Annotated in this window: 17 protein-coding genes; 14 read left to right on the plus strand and 3 right to left on the minus strand. The window is 32.5% G+C overall.

Translation table 11 applies throughout. The features are described from left to right. The first annotated feature begins 287 nt into the window (after nt 1-287). The 11 genes from CPHY_RS01435 (at nt 288) to CPHY_RS01485 (ending at nt 11894) form a co-directional block, all read left to right on the plus strand. A complete protein-coding gene (locus CPHY_RS01435) occupies nt 288-752 on the plus strand; it encodes a DUF4365 domain-containing protein (protein WP_012198295.1) in 465 nt (154 codons plus the stop codon). Next, nucleotides 736-1320: a hypothetical protein gene (locus tag CPHY_RS01440; RefSeq protein WP_012198296.1), complete on the plus strand. Its 585-nt coding sequence runs from the start codon at nt 736-738 to the stop codon at nt 1318-1320. The genes CPHY_RS01435 and CPHY_RS01440 overlap by 17 nt, the downstream gene beginning before the upstream one ends. Nucleotides 1321-1604: 284 nt before the next feature. Then, the gene (locus tag CPHY_RS01445) at nt 1605-3179 is read left to right on the plus strand and encodes an Eco57I restriction-modification methylase domain-containing protein (RefSeq protein ID WP_012198297.1); all 1575 of its coding nucleotides are present in this window, start codon (nt 1605-1607) and stop codon (nt 3177-3179) included. Continuing rightward, nucleotides 3172-5388 (plus strand): sensor histidine kinase, encoded by a 2217-nt coding sequence (locus CPHY_RS01450; protein WP_012198298.1) that lies wholly within the window; start codon nt 3172-3174, stop codon nt 5386-5388. Before CPHY_RS01445 ends, CPHY_RS01450 begins: the two co-directional genes overlap by 8 nt. After that, complete coding sequence (locus CPHY_RS01455) at nt 5378-6073, plus strand: hypothetical protein (protein ID WP_012198299.1); 696 nt, start codon at nt 5378-5380, stop codon at nt 6071-6073. The genes CPHY_RS01450 and CPHY_RS01455 overlap by 11 nt, the downstream gene beginning before the upstream one ends. Then, entirely contained in the window at nt 6066-6836 is a 771-nt protein-coding gene (locus CPHY_RS01460) for an HNH endonuclease (protein ID WP_012198300.1), read from the plus strand. Before CPHY_RS01455 ends, CPHY_RS01460 begins: the two co-directional genes overlap by 8 nt. Nucleotides 6837-7169: 333 nt before the next feature. Continuing rightward, a complete protein-coding gene (locus CPHY_RS01465) occupies nt 7170-7748 on the plus strand; it encodes a hypothetical protein (protein WP_012198301.1) in 579 nt (192 codons plus the stop codon). 223 nt (nt 7749-7971) lie between these two features. Next, nucleotides 7972-8391 (plus strand): hypothetical protein, encoded by a 420-nt coding sequence (locus CPHY_RS01470; protein WP_012198302.1) that lies wholly within the window; start codon nt 7972-7974, stop codon nt 8389-8391. Between the two features lie 457 nt (nt 8392-8848). Beyond that, complete coding sequence (locus tag CPHY_RS01475; RefSeq protein WP_012198303.1) at nt 8849-9769, plus strand: Fic family protein; 921 nt, start codon at nt 8849-8851, stop codon at nt 9767-9769. Nucleotides 9770-9854: 85 nt separating this feature from the next. Continuing rightward, nucleotides 9855-10955: a 16S rRNA (cytosine(1402)-N(4))-methyltransferase RsmH gene (rsmH, locus tag CPHY_RS01480; RefSeq protein ID WP_012198304.1), complete on the plus strand. Its 1101-nt coding sequence runs from the start codon at nt 9855-9857 to the stop codon at nt 10953-10955. Between the two features lie 108 nt (nt 10956-11063). After that, nucleotides 11064-11894 (plus strand): helix-turn-helix domain-containing protein, encoded by an 831-nt coding sequence (locus tag CPHY_RS01485; RefSeq protein ID WP_012198305.1) that lies wholly within the window; start codon nt 11064-11066, stop codon nt 11892-11894. Between the two features lie 462 nt (nt 11895-12356). Here CPHY_RS01485 and CPHY_RS01490 read toward each other — a convergent pair whose 3' ends face one another. After that, complete coding sequence (locus CPHY_RS01490; protein WP_012198306.1) at nt 12357-13223, minus strand: MerR family transcriptional regulator; 867 nt, start codon at nt 13221-13223, stop codon at nt 12357-12359. A gap of 455 nt (nt 13224-13678) precedes the next feature. Here CPHY_RS01490 and CPHY_RS01495 point away from each other — a divergent pair, with 455 nt between their 5' ends. Beyond that, nucleotides 13679-14356 carry a YoaK family protein gene (locus CPHY_RS01495; protein ID WP_012198307.1) on the plus strand — a complete coding sequence of 226 codons (678 nt, stop codon included), beginning with the start codon at nt 13679-13681 and terminating at the stop codon, nt 14354-14356. A 96-nt stretch (nt 14357-14452) separates the two neighbouring features. Then, a complete protein-coding gene (locus tag CPHY_RS01500) occupies nt 14453-15112 on the plus strand; it encodes a PHP domain-containing protein (RefSeq protein WP_012198308.1) in 660 nt (219 codons plus the stop codon). A 286-nt stretch (nt 15113-15398) separates the two neighbouring features. Here the strand turns inward: CPHY_RS01500 and CPHY_RS01505 are convergent, their stop codons facing one another. Further along, complete coding sequence (locus tag CPHY_RS01505; RefSeq protein WP_012198309.1) at nt 15399-16241, minus strand: DUF6179 domain-containing protein; 843 nt, start codon at nt 16239-16241, stop codon at nt 15399-15401. Between the two features lie 66 nt (nt 16242-16307). Next, nucleotides 16308-16850 carry a DUF6323 family protein gene (locus CPHY_RS01510; protein ID WP_012198310.1) on the minus strand — a complete coding sequence of 181 codons (543 nt, stop codon included), beginning with the start codon at nt 16848-16850 and terminating at the stop codon, nt 16308-16310. A gap of 159 nt (nt 16851-17009) precedes the next feature. Between CPHY_RS01510 and CPHY_RS01515 the strand changes: the two genes are divergently transcribed. After that, nucleotides 17010-17771 (plus strand): nucleoside phosphorylase, encoded by a 762-nt coding sequence (locus CPHY_RS01515; RefSeq protein WP_012198311.1) that lies wholly within the window; start codon nt 17010-17012, stop codon nt 17769-17771. Nucleotides 17772-17847 lie beyond the last annotated feature (76 nt).

Consider the following 17847-nt stretch of genomic DNA (forward strand, 5'->3'; position numbering starts at 1 on the left):
TCTTTGATACCAGGTGAATCAGTAATAAAATTGATAAAATATGGGCGGATATGTGGGCTGGGGGATTTCAAATCCCCTAACTGTCATTTGAGCAGATTAAATATCTGATGTTCATTCGTCCAATAGTCGATAAACAACACCAAAATACTAATGAGCTCTTTGATGCAAAAGTATTTTGAATAGAAACATAAAAATAATAAGGATAAGTTGGTAATTTGATATATGTGGCTAAATTATTTATCTACAAAAGTAGCCATATGATTATTATTTTCTATGAGGGATATGACATGACAAAGTGGAAAAAGAATAAAAAGGTTGAAAAAGAGGGAGTAATATATTTAGAAAATCTAGTAAATAATCATGGTTCTATTTTCAGAGAAGTACCAGGAGATAAAGATACTGGTATTGATGGGTTTATTGAATTTGTTGATTCAGAAGAAGCAACTGGGAGGTTATTGGCCGTCCAAGTAAAATCAGGCGATTCTTATTATAATAGTGAAAAGAAGAAGTTTATATTATATCCAGATCAGGAACATCTTGATTATTGGAAAAGTTATACTTTGCCAGTTATTGTTGTATTCTATTCACCAACAGAAGGTTGCAGTGCTTGGATTGGGATTGAAGAGCATATCAAGAATCTGAAATATCATAATAAACCTTTGCTAAGTAGGATTGAAGTTAATAATGAAGGTTATAACAAGGTAGGAATTGATCTTGATGATTTAAAAGAATTATATGGATATGAAGTATGATTCGACGAAACTTCTTAAGAGTTTAGATAGATGTTTTGATAAGGATAGCGATATTGTATATAGAAATTTTCAAATTCTTATTAACCATCCGGATTCACGAGACAACAAAGGAATTATTAAGGTTGCAAGAGAATTATTAGAGGGTAATGACAAAGAGATTGTGAAAGAAGCATTGTGGTACCTTGGATCTTGTGTTGGTAGTCAAAGGTGGTCATGGAATCCTAATAATATAGAAGAAAAAAATTTGATTGAGTTTTCGCGTAATATATGTTCAGATATTTCTAGTGGGGTAATATATAAGCTTCTATGTCATGTAGATGATGAATACTTTTCAGGACTAATGGGTCTTGGTGAACGACTCCTAGATATCATATCATGCTGCTATGATAATGCTTATAGTGTGCTAGATAATACAGTTTTAAACGTCTCAGAACCAATGAACAGAAGAACAAATGCGTTATTTTATTTGTATGGTGGTGACGAAGAATTGATGGAAGATGATATTAAAAATCGAGGTAATAATAGTAAATATAAAGATGTATTTGACTATCTGACTCATGGTTATTAAAAGTTAGCATAATAATTTCGCTTAATTGTAATCTGATGTTTTGATAGTATTAATTTTGGGTAATTATAATTGAATATACAACAAAAATTGTATATTGATGAAAGAGCAATATGAAAATTGTAAATAGTTAATAATTGGTATGGGACCTAGGTTATCTTCTGCAATTGAAGATTTGAAAAGATTATTAAATGTTTTTAAAAAGATGGGACGATAAATAAGTAGTAGCATATTGATTATATACTATTTCTTATCTCATTAAATACTAAAAGTAGGAAGTGAATATTATGGATGAAAAGTCAACAGGATCATTTTATACTCCTGTAAATTTGATAAAATACATGGTTTCGTATATTGAAACTAAAAGAAAGCCTACTAGCATATTGGAACCGTCGGCAGGAGATGGTAGATTCGTTGATTTTGTAAGAAAATTTGATATACCAATAACCTTAATTGAATATGACAAGAAAAAGGTAAATCAGCTAAGAAAAAAGTACAGAGGAGTATGTAGTATCCATAAAGCTGATTTCAATAGATTTGCACAAAGGAATAATAGAAAATATGATCTTATAATAGGGAACCCTCCATATATAAGTAAAAAAAATATGACAAAAGAATTAAAAGAGCAATCAGAAAAAGTTGTAGATTCTTTTGGGCTTGCTAAAGACCTTTTTCAGAATATTTGGGTACCATTTATATTATCTTCAATTAACATGTTGGAACTTAACGGCCGGATTTTTTTTATTCTTCCATTTGAGTTTTTACAAGTACAGTATGCCGAAAAATTGAGAATTTTTCTTGAAACAAAATTTAACATAATCGAAATTATAACATTTGAAGAGCAAATTTTTGAGGGGATTGAACAAGATATTTGTTTGCTTTATTTAGAAAATGATAAAATTGGTTCACCATACATTATGTATAGAACATTAAACAATCCGAGCGAACGAGAAGAAAAATTTCAAAGTGTTATTATGAGAAATAAACCTTTAAAAAAATGGTCGAATTGTATACTGAATGATAATGAGACTGAAAGTCTATTCAATATTGCTAATAAGTTCAAGAGGGTAAATGAATTTGGGGATATTTCGCCTGGAATAGTAACTGGAGCTAATGCTTTTTTTATTATAAGCAAAGACGAATACTGTAAATTGAATGTTGATAATAACATTGGACTACCAATTATTTCTAGAAGCAAGGATGTAAAAGATTGTTTGCTTTTTGGAAAAGAGGATTACGATAGGCTATATAGTGATAATGCTAAAGTTACAATGCTGAATTTGAATGGTGTGGTAGAAAAATCATTTTCAAGTGAACTGGTAGACTATTTAGAAAAAGGAAAAGAAAAAAAAATAAATGAAAGATATAAATGTTCTATAAGAAACAGATGGTATGATGTTCCAATCATTCGAAAAGGAACCGTAAGTTTCTTTAAACGATATAGTATAGTTCCTAGAATAATAGTAAATGATGCGGATGTCCATACAACGGATGTAGCTTACAATATAAGGTTGAAAGAGCAGTATGATTCAAACTCTTTTGCATTTTGTTTTTATAATTCGTTGACGTTGGCTTTATGCGAATATGAAGGACGTTTTTACGGTGGTGGGGTTGGAGAATTGGTCCCAAACGAATTTAAGGGACTTTCAATGCCATATGTTAAGGTAGAGGATGAAAAAATTTTGCATTTAGATAAGTTGTTTAGGGAAGGTGCTAATATAGAGGAAATTGTAGATTATGTAGATTCTGTTGTCTTCGCTACGTTTGAAGAAAATGATAAACAGTTGTTAAAAGCTATTAGAATGAGATACTTAAAAAGAAGATTAAAAATATATGAGAAGGAGATTGATATTAATGGATAATAATGTTGTTGGAAATGTAAATTTTAAATTTGCTGCCAGATTTAGTAAATTGATTGGTAGAAATTTAATATCAAATCCTATTGTGGCGGTTTCAGAACTAGTAAAAAATTCTTATGATGCTGATGCTGACAATATAACTGTTGAATTTAAAAATCTTGTAACGGGGGTATCTCAATTAATTGTAAAGGACGATGGAGATGGTATGTCTCTAGACGATATCCAAAATAAATGGATGATTGTTGGAACAGATAATAAAATACATAATCCAAATACTAAATCAGGAAGAAGAAAATTAGGCGAAAAGGGAATAGGAAGATTTTCGGTTGAACGATTATCAAGAAAACTTAAGATAACAACAACAGAGTTTGGAAAAGACTTTGCATTGGTTTTTGAAATAGATTGGGACAAAGATGAAGCAGAAGCGGATGAGTTTGGAATAGTGAATCATCCAGTTTATAAAATCCCTTTTGAAAGAAATATAAAAGGTACCGAAATTATTATGGAAGAATTACGTGATGAATGGACAGAAGACAGTCTGGTTGATTTAAGAAAAGAACTAAATTTAATAAGACCAATTAATATAAATTCTGTTTCATATGAAAAATATAAATTTCCTGGTGATAAGGTAAAAATTAATTTATATGCACCTGATTTTATAAAAAGTGTGAATAAAGTAGATGCTAATTTTATGTCTTATAGACAGGCACATTTATATGGAAAAATTAATAAGGATGGAAGTGCTATTATCCGTGTTAGTATAAAATCAAATATTAGTATGAGCGGACAAGTTAATGAACAAACATATACCTATAAAAATGAAGAATTAGATAATTCTTGTGGACCGGTAGTCTATGAAGCTTTCGTGTTTCTTAAAGATAAGAGATTATATAGAAGTCTAGATATCGACAGAAAATATATGGATGATTTTCTTAAATCATATAGCGGAGTTAAAATTTACAGAGATGGTTTTAGAATATTACCATTTGGTAATGTGGATAATGACTGGTTAGAGCTAAATGCTCAGAGAACAAAATCACCAGAACATCGTATGTCAACACAAAATATAATTGGAATTGTTTACATAACCAGAGACGAAAATCCAGGATTGCAAGATGTATTAAGTAGAGAAAATATGTATGAAACAAAAGAATTTGATGCACTAAAAACTTTTGTTAATTTGTCTTTTGAAAAATATACTTCGCTACAATTAAATGCAAGGAAGAAAAAAGAAAAGAAAATTAGAGAAGAGGGGAAAAAAACATTATCAAATGTTAGAAAATCAGTAAATGATTTTTCAAAACAGGTTGATGATTTAAAAGTTTCAGTTAAACAAGTTAATGTAAATGTTGATACTGTTGAGGCTGTAAATCAAGTCCAACAAAAATTAACTAGCATATTGCAGGCTGCTGAATCTTCGCTAGAAAATTTTAAAAAAGCATTTTCATATTATAAATTTCAAGATGACTTTAAAACTCGAGAGATGCAGATTTATAGAAATATTGCAACATTAGGTATAAGTGCGGCAATGTTTGGACATGAAGCATTGCATCAGACATTAGATGCAAAAGCAATATGCGGGGATATTAAAGCAGATTATTCTGAGATAATTAATTCAACAAATCAACTTAAAGAGTATTTTAATGATTTAGAAAAAGATATTGGTCTTGTAAATGAAAAAGCTGATTTTTTTCGAAGTTATCTAAAAAGAGAAAAGCAGGATAGGGTAAGGTATGTAAATATTAAGGAAATAGTTGAAACTATAATTAATCAGCATAAAAAAGCATTTGAGGCAATAGAGGTGCTTCCTCAATTAAATGTGAAAATATCGGATGATAATATATATACATGGGGATACGAAGGTGATTTTGAGACAATATTTACAAATTTGGTTACTAATTCATATAAAGCATTAAAGAAAGAAAAAAATGAAAAAATATTTTATATTAATCTAGAGTTTGAAAATAATGCATATATAATTACTTCGGTCAACAATGGTAAGGTTATAGAAAAAGAGAATAGAATCAAGATTTTTCAACCATTGTTTTCTTCATATTCTGATGGAACAGGATTGGGACTAACAATTGTACAGGATACGGTATTAAATTATTCAGGGACTATAGAATTATGTAAAGATTATCCGCTGACTAAATTTAAGATAGTAATACCAAGACAATTGGAAACAAAGGAGGATGTAGACGATGTCAATTAATATACTGATAATTGATGATGATAAAAAGGCAGTTGAAAGATTAATCAATAGTTTAAGAAGGGCAGATACGAATAATATAATTGGCGAATGTGTTGTAGACGATTCAGTAATTTATGAGGATAATATAGAAAAATATAATCCTATGAAATTTGGTGTACGATTCGATGTATTACTTGTTGACTATCAACTTAATAGTCAGTTTACAGGTGCATTAGTTGCTGCATGGATAATGCTTCAATTAAAAATTCCTAAATTAACATTAACTAGTGGGATTTATGCGGGTCCAAGGGAAGGGTTTGAAGGATTTATTTTAAAAGACGAATTGCTTGATAATCCCCAAATGATTATTAAAAAATTGGTTTCTGTAATTGATAATTTTAATTCTAAGAAATGGTTTGAAGAGCAGCATCAAGCATTGGTAAGTGAGTATCAAGTACAATTGGAAAATAAAACTTTACTACAAACAAATTTTGCAGATGATAAGAATTTATTGCTTCTTGAAAAAATACTGGACAAATTCGAAAAAGTGCTTGATGAAGAACAAGAAAAAGAAATAAAAGCAAGGATGAATATTTGTTCTCAAAAAGAATCTTATAATGAAATATATGAGAGCCAGAATAAAAAGATTGATGAATTAGATCAAACGTTGGAAGATCTATTTACGGAGTTGAGTCAATATGAATAGCAGTATTATGAAAAAGCTGAAATACAATAATAAACCGACATATAATAAACCAAGTGGATATAGAGAGTATCTCAGGGAAATTAGTGATTATTCATGTGAATATTGTACTATAACTGAAAGTGAATGTAGTGGAGCTACTTTCAATATTGATCATTTTAGACCCAAAGCGTATTTCCCCCAGTATTTTTCGACCTGTGAAAATTTAAGATATACATGTCCTCGCTGTAATTCCTACAAGAATGATAAGTGGATTGAGACGGAAAAAGGATGTATAAGAAATTGTGAACAGTGCAATAATAAAGCATGCCATGAGAATATCAGCAGATTTATAGATAATTTGTATGAAGATCCCCAAGAAGTGCTTGAGTTAGATGATTATGGTGTTTTAAAAGCAATAAGTGGTTCTAATCCAGCAGATTATACAATAAAATTTCTTAGGCTAAATAGAGCTCAATTAATTAAATTGAGAAAGATTAGGAGATTTATTGATTTGTGGAACGAAGAATTATTGGCTAAGAGAAAAGAAATATTATTAAGAAATGAAAATTTATCATTAAAAATTAAAAGATTTGATGAGTTAAAGCGTCATACATTTCATAGCCCAAAAGAAGAATGCATGTTAAAAATTATTTCTACAACACTAGAGCTCTTACAAATACAGATAGATCAGGAGTTGGTTTTAATTAATGATCAACTAGAGAAGATTGAGGTTCTTCAAAAAAATAGAAAAATATCAGATGATAGCTTCTTAAATATGATATAGAACGTAAAGTTATCTCTAATTGCAAAGAAGAAAGAACAATATTATTAATATGTGTTCTTCGATTTGCAGTTGTATACTATGGATCAGAATAATACGATAACTACATATATTCAATCAAGTAGGTGATACTATGCAGGAGGCAGAAGTGAATTTTCGAGCTCATTTTTGAATCCACGATTTTATAAAGCTTAATTTCACTTAAGAAGAATCTTGGTCATCAGTATGAGTATTTAACCATTCGAAGCTGACTTATATTCCTTCCTATGGTTTTCGCAATTTGATTGATTTGGATTATGGAAGTAAGATAAAGAAAGAATTTAAGAAATATATTTGATGGAGAGTGAAAATATTAATAGTGAATGGAATAAACAGATTGTAAATCATAGACAATATAATAAGATATGTTCTAAACATGGTAGCGTCCTTGTAAAATCACCCAATTCCAAATGTCGTAGATGTATAGAAGAAATGAAAAACAATTACAATGATTTAAACCATAATGGAATTGTAAAAATTATAGAAAAACTAAAAAATAAATATGATGTTATTATGGTTCCAACATATATACCAGAAGGTTCTGTTCGCTGGAATGGTAGGCGTAAAAATTTCGAAAATCCATTATCAGAAATATACAATTTATATTATTTTGTATATATTAAGTTTTGCGTAAATAAGGAAGGTGTTATTCGTGCTTTAGTGGCAGGAAAGACAGGTTCAAAAAAAGTGAATTATTCAGGCAGCGATATTAATTTTTTTGAATCTGTAAATCACGGGGAAGCACGGAAACTTCTAAAAGAGAAGAATATGAAGTGGTATAAGGATGAAATTTTAGTAATAAAAGCTGACGATGAAGATTCTGCATATAGGATTGAAAATGAAGTACAAGAGTGCTTTAATCTATTTGGAAGTTGACAGTTATTATTAAGAAAGAAAATTATGAATGTTTGACTAATCTTAGTTAATCAGTATTGAATAAACTGGTTGAATAGGGAATAGAATCAATACTTAGAAGCAGATTTAGTAAAAATGAAATTTTATATGGAAACTTTAAAAATTCACAATTTAATCACATCTGTTGGAGACACTATCTATAAATCAGTGCACTTGTTGTTTTTTTGGAAAGAGAGGATGCAAAATGAACAAAGCTAAATTAAGTAGTTTTGCTATTGCTGGAGCGATTGGACTCGCAAGCCTTAGCCCGATTACAACCGTAGCAGCTGAAACAAAAACACAATCAACGATGCAAACAGAAATTAAGACTGACTGTAAGGACTGTAAAGATAAAAAAGCTGAATTTAATAAGAAAATGAAAGCGGCAAGAGAAAGATGGAATTCCTTAAGTCAAACGCAAAAGGACGAAGTATATTCCTTACTGGAAAATAAAATGAAAGAAAACAACAAAGTTCTCGATAAATTGGTAGAGCTTAAAGTGCTTGAACAATCTGATGTTGACAACCTCAAAGCGAATCAAGCAACGAAGTTTCAGAAGATAAAGGAAAATGGGGAATTCCCTATGCTAAGAGGTAAAGGTATGGACAGGAATCATACACGTTAGATTTTAGTATCTGTAAATGTAGATGAGTCGACAATAAGTGTACTGATTTTATAAATGATTGAATTGATAATGAAAGTTGCTCTTGGCTATTAGATGTGTACCATGCACTGAAAAAAGCAGCTACTAACAGAGAAAAAATCAAAACTTTATGTAAGGAAGTAATTGAATACAAGATAGCATAGTGTATGTACGGGCAGGAATCAAACTTTGGGTTCCTGCTTTTTTCTTGGAATTAGAAATAAGTATAAGTAGCAATAATAAAAATAGAGATGTCAGTTAAATGAGGTAACTAAATATTAATGAAAAGAAATAGTTATGAATATTCACTGGTTACACACCTTTAGCTATCGTTGATTATTTATTGTTATTTATAGGAATAATAGAAAACAATAGCCTGAAATAATATTGATATTATTCCGATAAACTGCTATAGTATGAGAGAAAGAGGGTGAGATGAATGGAGTATATGTCAGTGAAGGAAGCAGCTCTAAAGTGGCATATCAGTGATCGAAGAATTCGGGTGCTATGTTCGGAGGAAAAGATTTCTGGAATTAGAAAAGAAGGTAAAAATTATAGAATACCTGTAGATGCTCTTAAACCAGTGGATGGTAGAACGTTAAGAGGGAAAGACATCCCACAGGAATACAAGGAAGTATTTGCACGGATTGATGCAAAGAAGGCAGAGTTACAAAAAAGAAGACCACTTACTCAAGGGGAATTAGAACGATTAAGAGAGGAATTTTTAATTGAGTTTACCTACAATTCTAATGCAATTGAGGGGAATACCCTAACCTTACAAGAGACAGCGTCAGTACTGGAAGGGATCACAATTGACAAAAAACCATTAAAAGATCACCTTGAAGTAGTAGGACACAAAGAAGCTTTTCTATATATCGTGGAGCTGGTTTCAAAACAAGTTCAAATATCAGAAAAGGTTATAAAAGAAATTCATTCATTAATCTTAGTGGATAGACCTCATGATCGAGGTGCATACCGCCAGATACCTGCTAGAATTAAGGGGTCTGTATATATACCACCACAACCATTTTTAGTACCTATTCAGATGGAAGAATTAATGAAAGATGATAGTTTGAGAGTCAATAAGATGCATTTGATCGAACGACTGGCAAGATTTCATATGGAGTTTGAACGAATCCATCCATTTATAGATGGAAATGGCCGTATAGGAAGATTATTAATGAACTTAGAATTGATGCAGCAGGGTTTTCCACCAACCAATGTGAAATTTGCTGATAGAAAGCGATATTATGAATGTTTTGCTGACTACCAGGAACATAATAATGCGAGTAAAATGATTATTATGCTTGCTGATTATATGGAAGAGGAGCTAGATAGATATTTAGAGATTTTAGGATAGAAATCTCTGTTAAGATATACTTATATTTATAAACTTGTAGACATGATACGAAAGTACTAACGCTATGAAAAGAATAGGAGATATTATGGCAGATCAAAATATAAACAAAAACGAGAAAGTCCTCACAGGACAACCCACGGAGAATCAAGAACCAGTTCACAAACGGCGTGAACGATACAAAGGAACTCACCCAAAAACCTTTAAAGAAAAATACAAAGAAAGACAACCAGAAAAATACGCAGATACCATTGAAAAAGTAATTCAGAAGGGAAGTACGCCTGCAGGTATGCACATCTCTATCTGTGTGAATGAAATCCTGGAGTTTCTGCAAATCAAGCCTGGTCAAAAAGGGTTAGATGCCACTCTTGGCTATGGTGGTCATACGAGGGAAATGTTAAAATGTCTAGAATCACAAGGGCATATGTACGCGCTTGATGTTGACCCAATTGAAATTGTGAAAACAAGAGAACGCCTTCAAAACCTAGGATTTGGTCCTGAGATTTTAACTATTAAACAGCTTAATTTTGCTAACATAGATGAAGTTGTAGAAGAAGCAGGATTATTTGACTTTGTATTAGCAGATTTAGGTGTTTCTTCAATGCAGATTGATGATCCAGACAGAGGATTTTCTTTTAAGACAGATGGACCACTGGATTTGCGATTGAATCCTGAGAAGGGAATCTCTGCAGCAGAACGTTTAAAGACAATTTCGCAAACGGAGCTACAGGGAATGTTGCTTGAGAATTCCGATGAACCTTATTCAGAAGAAATCTCAAAAGCGATTGTAAATGAAATCAAAAGAGGAAATGAGATTGATACGACGACGAAACTTCGTGACCTAATTAGTAAGGTACTTGTAACTATACCGGAAAATGAACAAAAAGAAGCCATTAAGAAGACTTGTCAAAGAACTTTCCAAGCATTACGAATTGATGTGAATAACGAATATGAAGTATTATATAGTTTTCTAGAGAAACTCCCTAATGTACTTGCAAAGGGAGGACGCGTCGCAATTTTAACCTTCCACTCAGGAGAGGATAGACTCGTGAAGAAGTCCTTTAAGAATTTACAACGAGCAGGTATCTATAGTGAAGTCTCAGATGATGTAATTCGTCCATCAGCAGAAGAATGTAATAGAAATCCACGTGCTCGTTCCACAAAGATGAGATGGGCTATCAAAGCATAATTCTACCATTGGTTTACTTTGTATACTCAACCTATGGTCGGTTGAAATGAGTATTTGATTTACGATATACTGATAGTGTAAGTAAGCGAATAGAAAGGAATCTTTAAGATGGATAATGAAAAGATGGCTCTGTTTATTGCCGATCAGCGAAAAATTAAAAAGCTGACACAAAAAGAGTTAGCAGCGAAACTAGGTGTCACCGATAAAGCTGTTTCAAAATGGGAACGGGGGTTAAGTTGCCCTGATATATCGTTATTATCTACACTATCAGACATTTTAGGAGTAACTACGGGTGAATTGTTAAATGGCGAAAGAGCAGTTATGTTAGAGAACACCAATGTGGACTCAATTGTTGAGTCCACGATTCAATATGCTGATACAGTAACAAAGCGTAAGTCGAAAGATATTCGAAATGCATTTGCAGTTACTATAACTTCTCTTTTCCTTCTTGGTATTATGGTATGCCTTATCTGTAATTTTGCCATCTCAGGCAAACTAACTTGGGCATGGTTTCCTATCAGTTCAATAATCTATATGTGGTTACTAGTGATACCAATGGTTATATGTAAGAAGAGGGGAGTCTGTATTTCACTTGTTTGTACAAGCCTTTTCACTATCCCATATCTTTATGTGTTAGAGAGGGTTATTGGAATAGATAGACTTATTATGCCTATTGCTATGCCTGTATCAATCGTTTCTCTCTTATATTTGTGGATAGTATATGTATTATTAGTGAAATTCACGTGGGGCCGATATCTTTCTGCTTCGATAGCATTGATTTTTGGTATTCCTTTATCGTTTGGTATCAATTTCATTTTATCAAAGCAGATAGGGGAACCTATTATGGATATCTGGGATATCCTTGTTTATTCCCTATTGATCCTTCTAGCGGTTATTATTTATGTTACTGGATATATTAGAAACAATGCTAGAAAATAAAGCGGTTTTATTTATTGAGGAAATATAGTTACAGTATATCAATTGATTAAATATTCAGTGATATTTGATTATATCGAAATGTTTAAAGTACTTATAAATAAATTAAAGTATATAAATGAGAATTTAATTACTATAGAAATTGCTGGACTTTTACGATAAGATAACTATGTACATATTCAGAACTTATATCCATATAGACCAATAGTATTACTATCGTTATCATTGGAAAGAAACAAACAGTTGATATTGCGATTTTTATTACGTGTCGCAGTATAGTAGGAAACCTCGGAGATGCCATATTACAATGGTTCTCCGAGGTTTCTTATACCTTAATATCCATTACGCGAATACTCATTTCGATAGCTCCGCGATTTTATAACACTCACCTTAAGCCATTATACTAACTTGTTTAATAAACCTGTCGTATTCTGCTTCACCGCCGCCACTCATCCCCTTTATAAATCACTTAAAGTACTCCTCCAAAGCCCTACCAATAAACGCAGAAGCCCCTTCTCCATATAAGCTATCATTCGCCTTGATTAGTTGTTCACTATGAAGATATCCCTCAATGACCATATCCCAAAAGTTCTCGCCCATATCAAATCCCTTATTAACCTCATTACTCAATAAAACCATTTCTTTCACTAATTCCTGAACCTCATTTGAAGCAACATCCAGTGTTAAGTCTTTTGTAAGCTTTTCATTTATCTCTTTTGATCTAGTGAGATAATCGTCTTTATCCTTGCCTAAACTCTGCAGTTTTTCCATTGTTTCAGGAAAGTTCTTAAGATTAGCTTTCATAGCCTCCGTATATTTTTCAATGCTCCCATATTGTTGTATTGCTAATTTGGCAATCTCGCTTTCCTTATCTTTAAAATTCTCTAACATCGAGTCAAAAGCTTCTATACTGCCCCAGTGTTTCACTACTTCATCTGTGTGATCTGATTTAAACTGCTGTAATGCGTGAAAATAATCACTCATATCGAATTCCTTAAAACTCATACATTGTTCTCCTCTTTCTAGCTTTTCCAATAGATTTAGTAACCGGTCAAGACGATCTCTCTTGGCACGGATTAGTTCTTTTTGCTTCTTATAAGCAGTAAATTTATCATATTGTGGATTCTCCATGATTTGTTTGATATCCTTTAATGGAAAGTCCAGTTCTTTAAAAAATAGAATCTGTTGCAGAGTTTCAAGTGACACATCATCATATAATCGGTAACCAGCGTCCGTAACTTCGCTTGGTTTGAATAAATCAATTTCATCGTAATACTGCAAGGTTCTTACGCTGATTCCGGTTAACTCAGCTACTTGTTTTACTGTTTTCATAATTGATCACTCCTAACTCTGTAATAAAATAATGCAAAAAGTGTTTGCCGGCATTCTTTCTTTTCTGGATTATCTTTAAGTTTATAGTACTCTATCACGGAACGTGAGAGTCAATAGTCTTTTATAAAACTCATGTAAAAGGCACAGTTAAATTCTTGATTCAATATTAAGTTTGTGACTGACGAATTAGTCGTGTACAGAAATAATGAATCTTGTTTTTCACATAATGTACATAAGAACTGTCATTAAAAATTGTTATGTGTTATGATAGGGGGAACTATTGCTTCATTCATCACCCTATATTGACAGCCATTCGAGATTTCATTATTCTATTATATATGAAATAAAGAGGGATAGTAATAGGTATATAAGTGAAACAATGATAGAATAGAATATTGTACAAAACGAGAACTACATAGAATTTTCGTAAAAAGATATTTAAAGGAATGGTCAGCATGAAGAAGCAAAAACAGATTTCAGAATCATTACAACTAGGAATAATATTAGCACTTTCGGGTGGATTTATGGACGCATACTCTTATGTATGCCGCGGAAAGGTCTTTGCAAATGCGCAGACTGGCAATATATTATTATGTGGTGTCCATCTATCAGAAGGAAATTGGCAGCTAGCACTGAGGTATCTTTGCCCAATCATAGCATTTGCGCTAGGACTGATACTTGCCAATGTAGTACAGTTTCATCTAAAAGACAAAAAAGTTATTCATTGGAGACAGATTACAATTCTTTTTGAAGCTGCCGTATTGTTTCTTGTTGGTTTTATGCCTCAGAGTGCAAACCTATTGGCGAATAGTATTACTTCATTTGCTTGTGCAATCCAGTTAGAAAGTTTCCGAAAAATTAATGGAAATGGGATTGCTACAACTATGTGTATCGGAAATCTACGCTCTGCAACGCAATCCATTTGTGAATTTCTATATACGAAAGAGAAGATAACACTTTTCAGAGGATTATTGTATTTTACAATCATAGGATTCTTTGCAATAGGAGCTATTCTTGGAAATGTAAGTGTTAAGTTATTACAAGAAAAAGCTATCATCATCAGCACTTTGTTCTTGCTGGTTGGTTTTGCCATGATGTTTTTTAATGGGGAAGATGAAAAAGTAATAGATTGATATCATAGAGTGTGAAATTTCATAATTACAAAATAATCGCATTCATTTTATCACAAACTTAATATGCGCATGAAAAGCGCATGATTGGAGGTTGTTATGAAGGTTGAAATGCATATGCATACAAGTGAAATTAGCCCTTGTGCAGCGGTAAGGGCAATAGAGGGTGTTAGGGAATATAAAAAAGCATCCTACAACGGTATTGTGATAACAGATCATTTTAATGATTATGTGTTAAATGGTTTTATAGGAAGTGACAGGGAGAAAGTAGCAAGGTTTCTTACAGGTTATGAGATGGCAAAAGAACAAGGGGAAGAGTTAGGGATTACTGTATTCTTTGGAATTGAAACATGTCTTCTGGGTGCACAAAATGATTTTTTACTCTACGGACTACAACCGGAATTTCTTTATGAATACCCAAAACTTTATTCCTTGTCAATTAAAGAATTACATCAAGTGGTAGGGGAAGCAGGGGGAATTGTGGTACAGGCTCATCCATATCGGGGATATTGTACAATAGAAGACCCGAAGTATCTGGATGGAGTTGAAGTATATAACGGTAATCCGCGCCATAATAGCAGAAACCACCTTGCCAAAGATTTTGCGAAGCATTATCCTCATCTAATTGAGACTTCTGGTAGTGATTATCATCAACTTAGTGATTTAGCATCTGGTGGTATGATATTTCCTCGAGAGCTTCATACAGAAACTGAATTAAAAGAGGCTTTGCTTGCTAGAGATTATGAATTAATTCAGTAGTATATTAAAGGAGCTGACTTTGCGTAAATTCTGGTGTAAGATGTTGCGAAACAGATACTTGCAAAACATTTACTTGCAAAACATATAAAAGTTTTTAGGAACTGGCTGAATGATAATTTTTAAAAGCATATTATACCAAAAAGAAAGCTTACCAAAAAAGATATGATGATTACAGTCACATCTTTTTTGATGAGCTTTCTTTGCGTATCAGCTTTCAGATACTAACTTTATTAGACACACACATATATCAGCTAAATTCATTTAATAGTCACTTGACACTGATCAGTTACACACTACAAAGAAATATCCTATCAAGAGTACCATGTTGTATGCCCATTTGGATTCTTACTGCATAATCCTTTGCTGCCTTAGCAAAATAAATTAGTGCAATATCATCCTCAAGTGGTGAAACTATGGTTTGAATTAACAGCTTTATTTTCTGTTCCATAGTACGAACATCATCCCCATTAAAATAAGCTTTTATCAAATCACAGTCGCTATATTTTAGCATTAGAGTTTTTAATGGCTTTTTGACGATACAGCGGCCTACTGCATTAAGTAAGACAGGGTAAGATAGATTATCAAAATAAAGGGATTGATAATCCGGTAAAATATTTACTAATAGATTTCTAATTGCAAATCGATCAAAACAATGTAAGAAGTGTTGTTCTATACGGATACCTCTTAGGTATGAGAAAATTAAGTCAATTCCACAAAGGTTAGGTAAATCTATAATCAGTGGATAATCTAAGGTAAGTAAATGGTTCTGGGGTTGAAATCTGGCGTCATAACGAGTGAAGAAAGCAGGCATACCCTTTAAAATAGTATCAATGTAATTCACACAACCATAATCTTCAAAATTTTCTATGATACTATCATAGAGATTCTTTGCTTCTTTCGTCTTTTCTATCACGAGATTTAATCCCCGTTCATATAACAAGGCAAGATTTGGTTGTTTTTCATCTACGAGCGAATAATCATTTTCAGCTTCAGCTTCGTTCAAGCAATAAATAACAGCCTCCATAAGCATTCTGGCTGTCTCATACGTCACAGAGCTACTTTCTTTTGAGGTATATTTCTCGGTTAGTTTCGCCACAACTGGTAGTAAATCTTCTATTTGATATTCCATGTTAACTCCGTTTCTTTGCATAATTTTACGCATATCAAATTTAACTTAGGATTGAGAGGTGCAAGCTTACCTCCAGCACAACTCCCTTAATACTTCGAGATAGAGGTCCTTATCCCATCTTGCTTCTTCTGAAAATTGATCGTATTCATGAGAGCCGCCAGTCCTTTTATAACCTTCATATCCGGCACGAATGGCGCTACAAAATCTCTCAAGGCAGGTACCGGAGAGATAATCAATGTCTCCAAAGCAGACGGATTCAAACTGTTCTTTCATAAATGTAATTAGTTCGTCGTCGGTCAGTTTATCTTCAGATTCATTTTTAAATTCATAGAAAATATCCTGAAGCTCTTCTAAGAGTTCTACATAGTTGTCTTGACTGATGTACTGCGAATCACAGAATGCGTAGATCAGTTTGTCTAAGATGCCATTATTAAATTCCACTCGCTTGTGTTTTCTAAGGCTATCATTTCTGCATACCATTAATTCTTCCGCTTCCTCATTCGTTAAGGTTAGTCCAAATTGCTCCGTTTTATCATTGCAGGATATAAGCGTTGACAGTTCGTTTTGCTTATTTTGTAATAGAATTAATTCAAAAAAATTACTATCCATAGAACACTCCTTTCGGTTGTAGTAGCTCATTATACGGCGACTGTAAAATCATTACAAGTCTTGTAAAAATAATGATTTTGTGGTATGATATAGGTAGAAAGAGAGGTAGAATAAAAGTTGCTATCTCTCTTTTTTTATAAAAAATTAAGGAGGCCCGGTATGATTTTAGAAGAGTTTGACAGCAATAAAAAAGCAATTATTAATCCAGAAGAGATAATAGAAAAGATACCTGATTTTCCTAGAGTGGGGGTATCCTGTTTTTCGCTTACGCTTTTTAATCGTATCATAAGCATATTAAATCCAAGTAAAATAGCACAAACAGGAACAGCTAGTACACAGGTTATAATCTATGAAATTACATATCATGACGTAAAGATTGCTTTTTACATGTCACCAGTTGGTGCTCCTGCTTGTGCCGCAGTATATGAGGATTTGATTGCTATGGGACTTGACAAGCTCGTTCTTTTTGGTACATGCGGTGTATTGGATAGAACGATTGCGGATTGTTCTATTATCATACCAACTTCGGCTGTACGTGATGAGGGAACTAGTTATCACTATATGCCGGCATCCGATGAAATTAAAGTTAATAATAAAGGAATAGATATATTTAAAGAAATACTATCCAAACATCATTATAGTTATACAGAGGGTAAGATATGGACCACGGATGGCATTTATCGAGAAACTAGAGAAAAGTTAGAAAAGAGAAAATCCATGGGGTGTATATGCGTGGATATGGAATGTTCCGCGATGGCAGCAGTAGCTGCTTTTAGAGAATGTGAACTATTTCATTTCTTTTATGCCGCGGATAATTTAGACTCTGACAATTGGGATGCCAGAAGCCTTGGAAATTTAGTTAAACTCGATGAGAAGGAAAAGATAGCTCTCTTAGCACTTGAAATGGCGTCGAAGTTTTAAGCAGACTAAGATATGTAAGGAACGTGGCAAAAAGAGAATACTAGTTAGTGAAACGGTATATATATAGGATGAGAAT

The organism is Lachnoclostridium phytofermentans ISDg (genome assembly GCF_000018685.1).
Lineage (GTDB): Bacteria > Bacillota > Clostridia > Lachnospirales > Lachnospiraceae > Lachnoclostridium > Lachnoclostridium phytofermentans.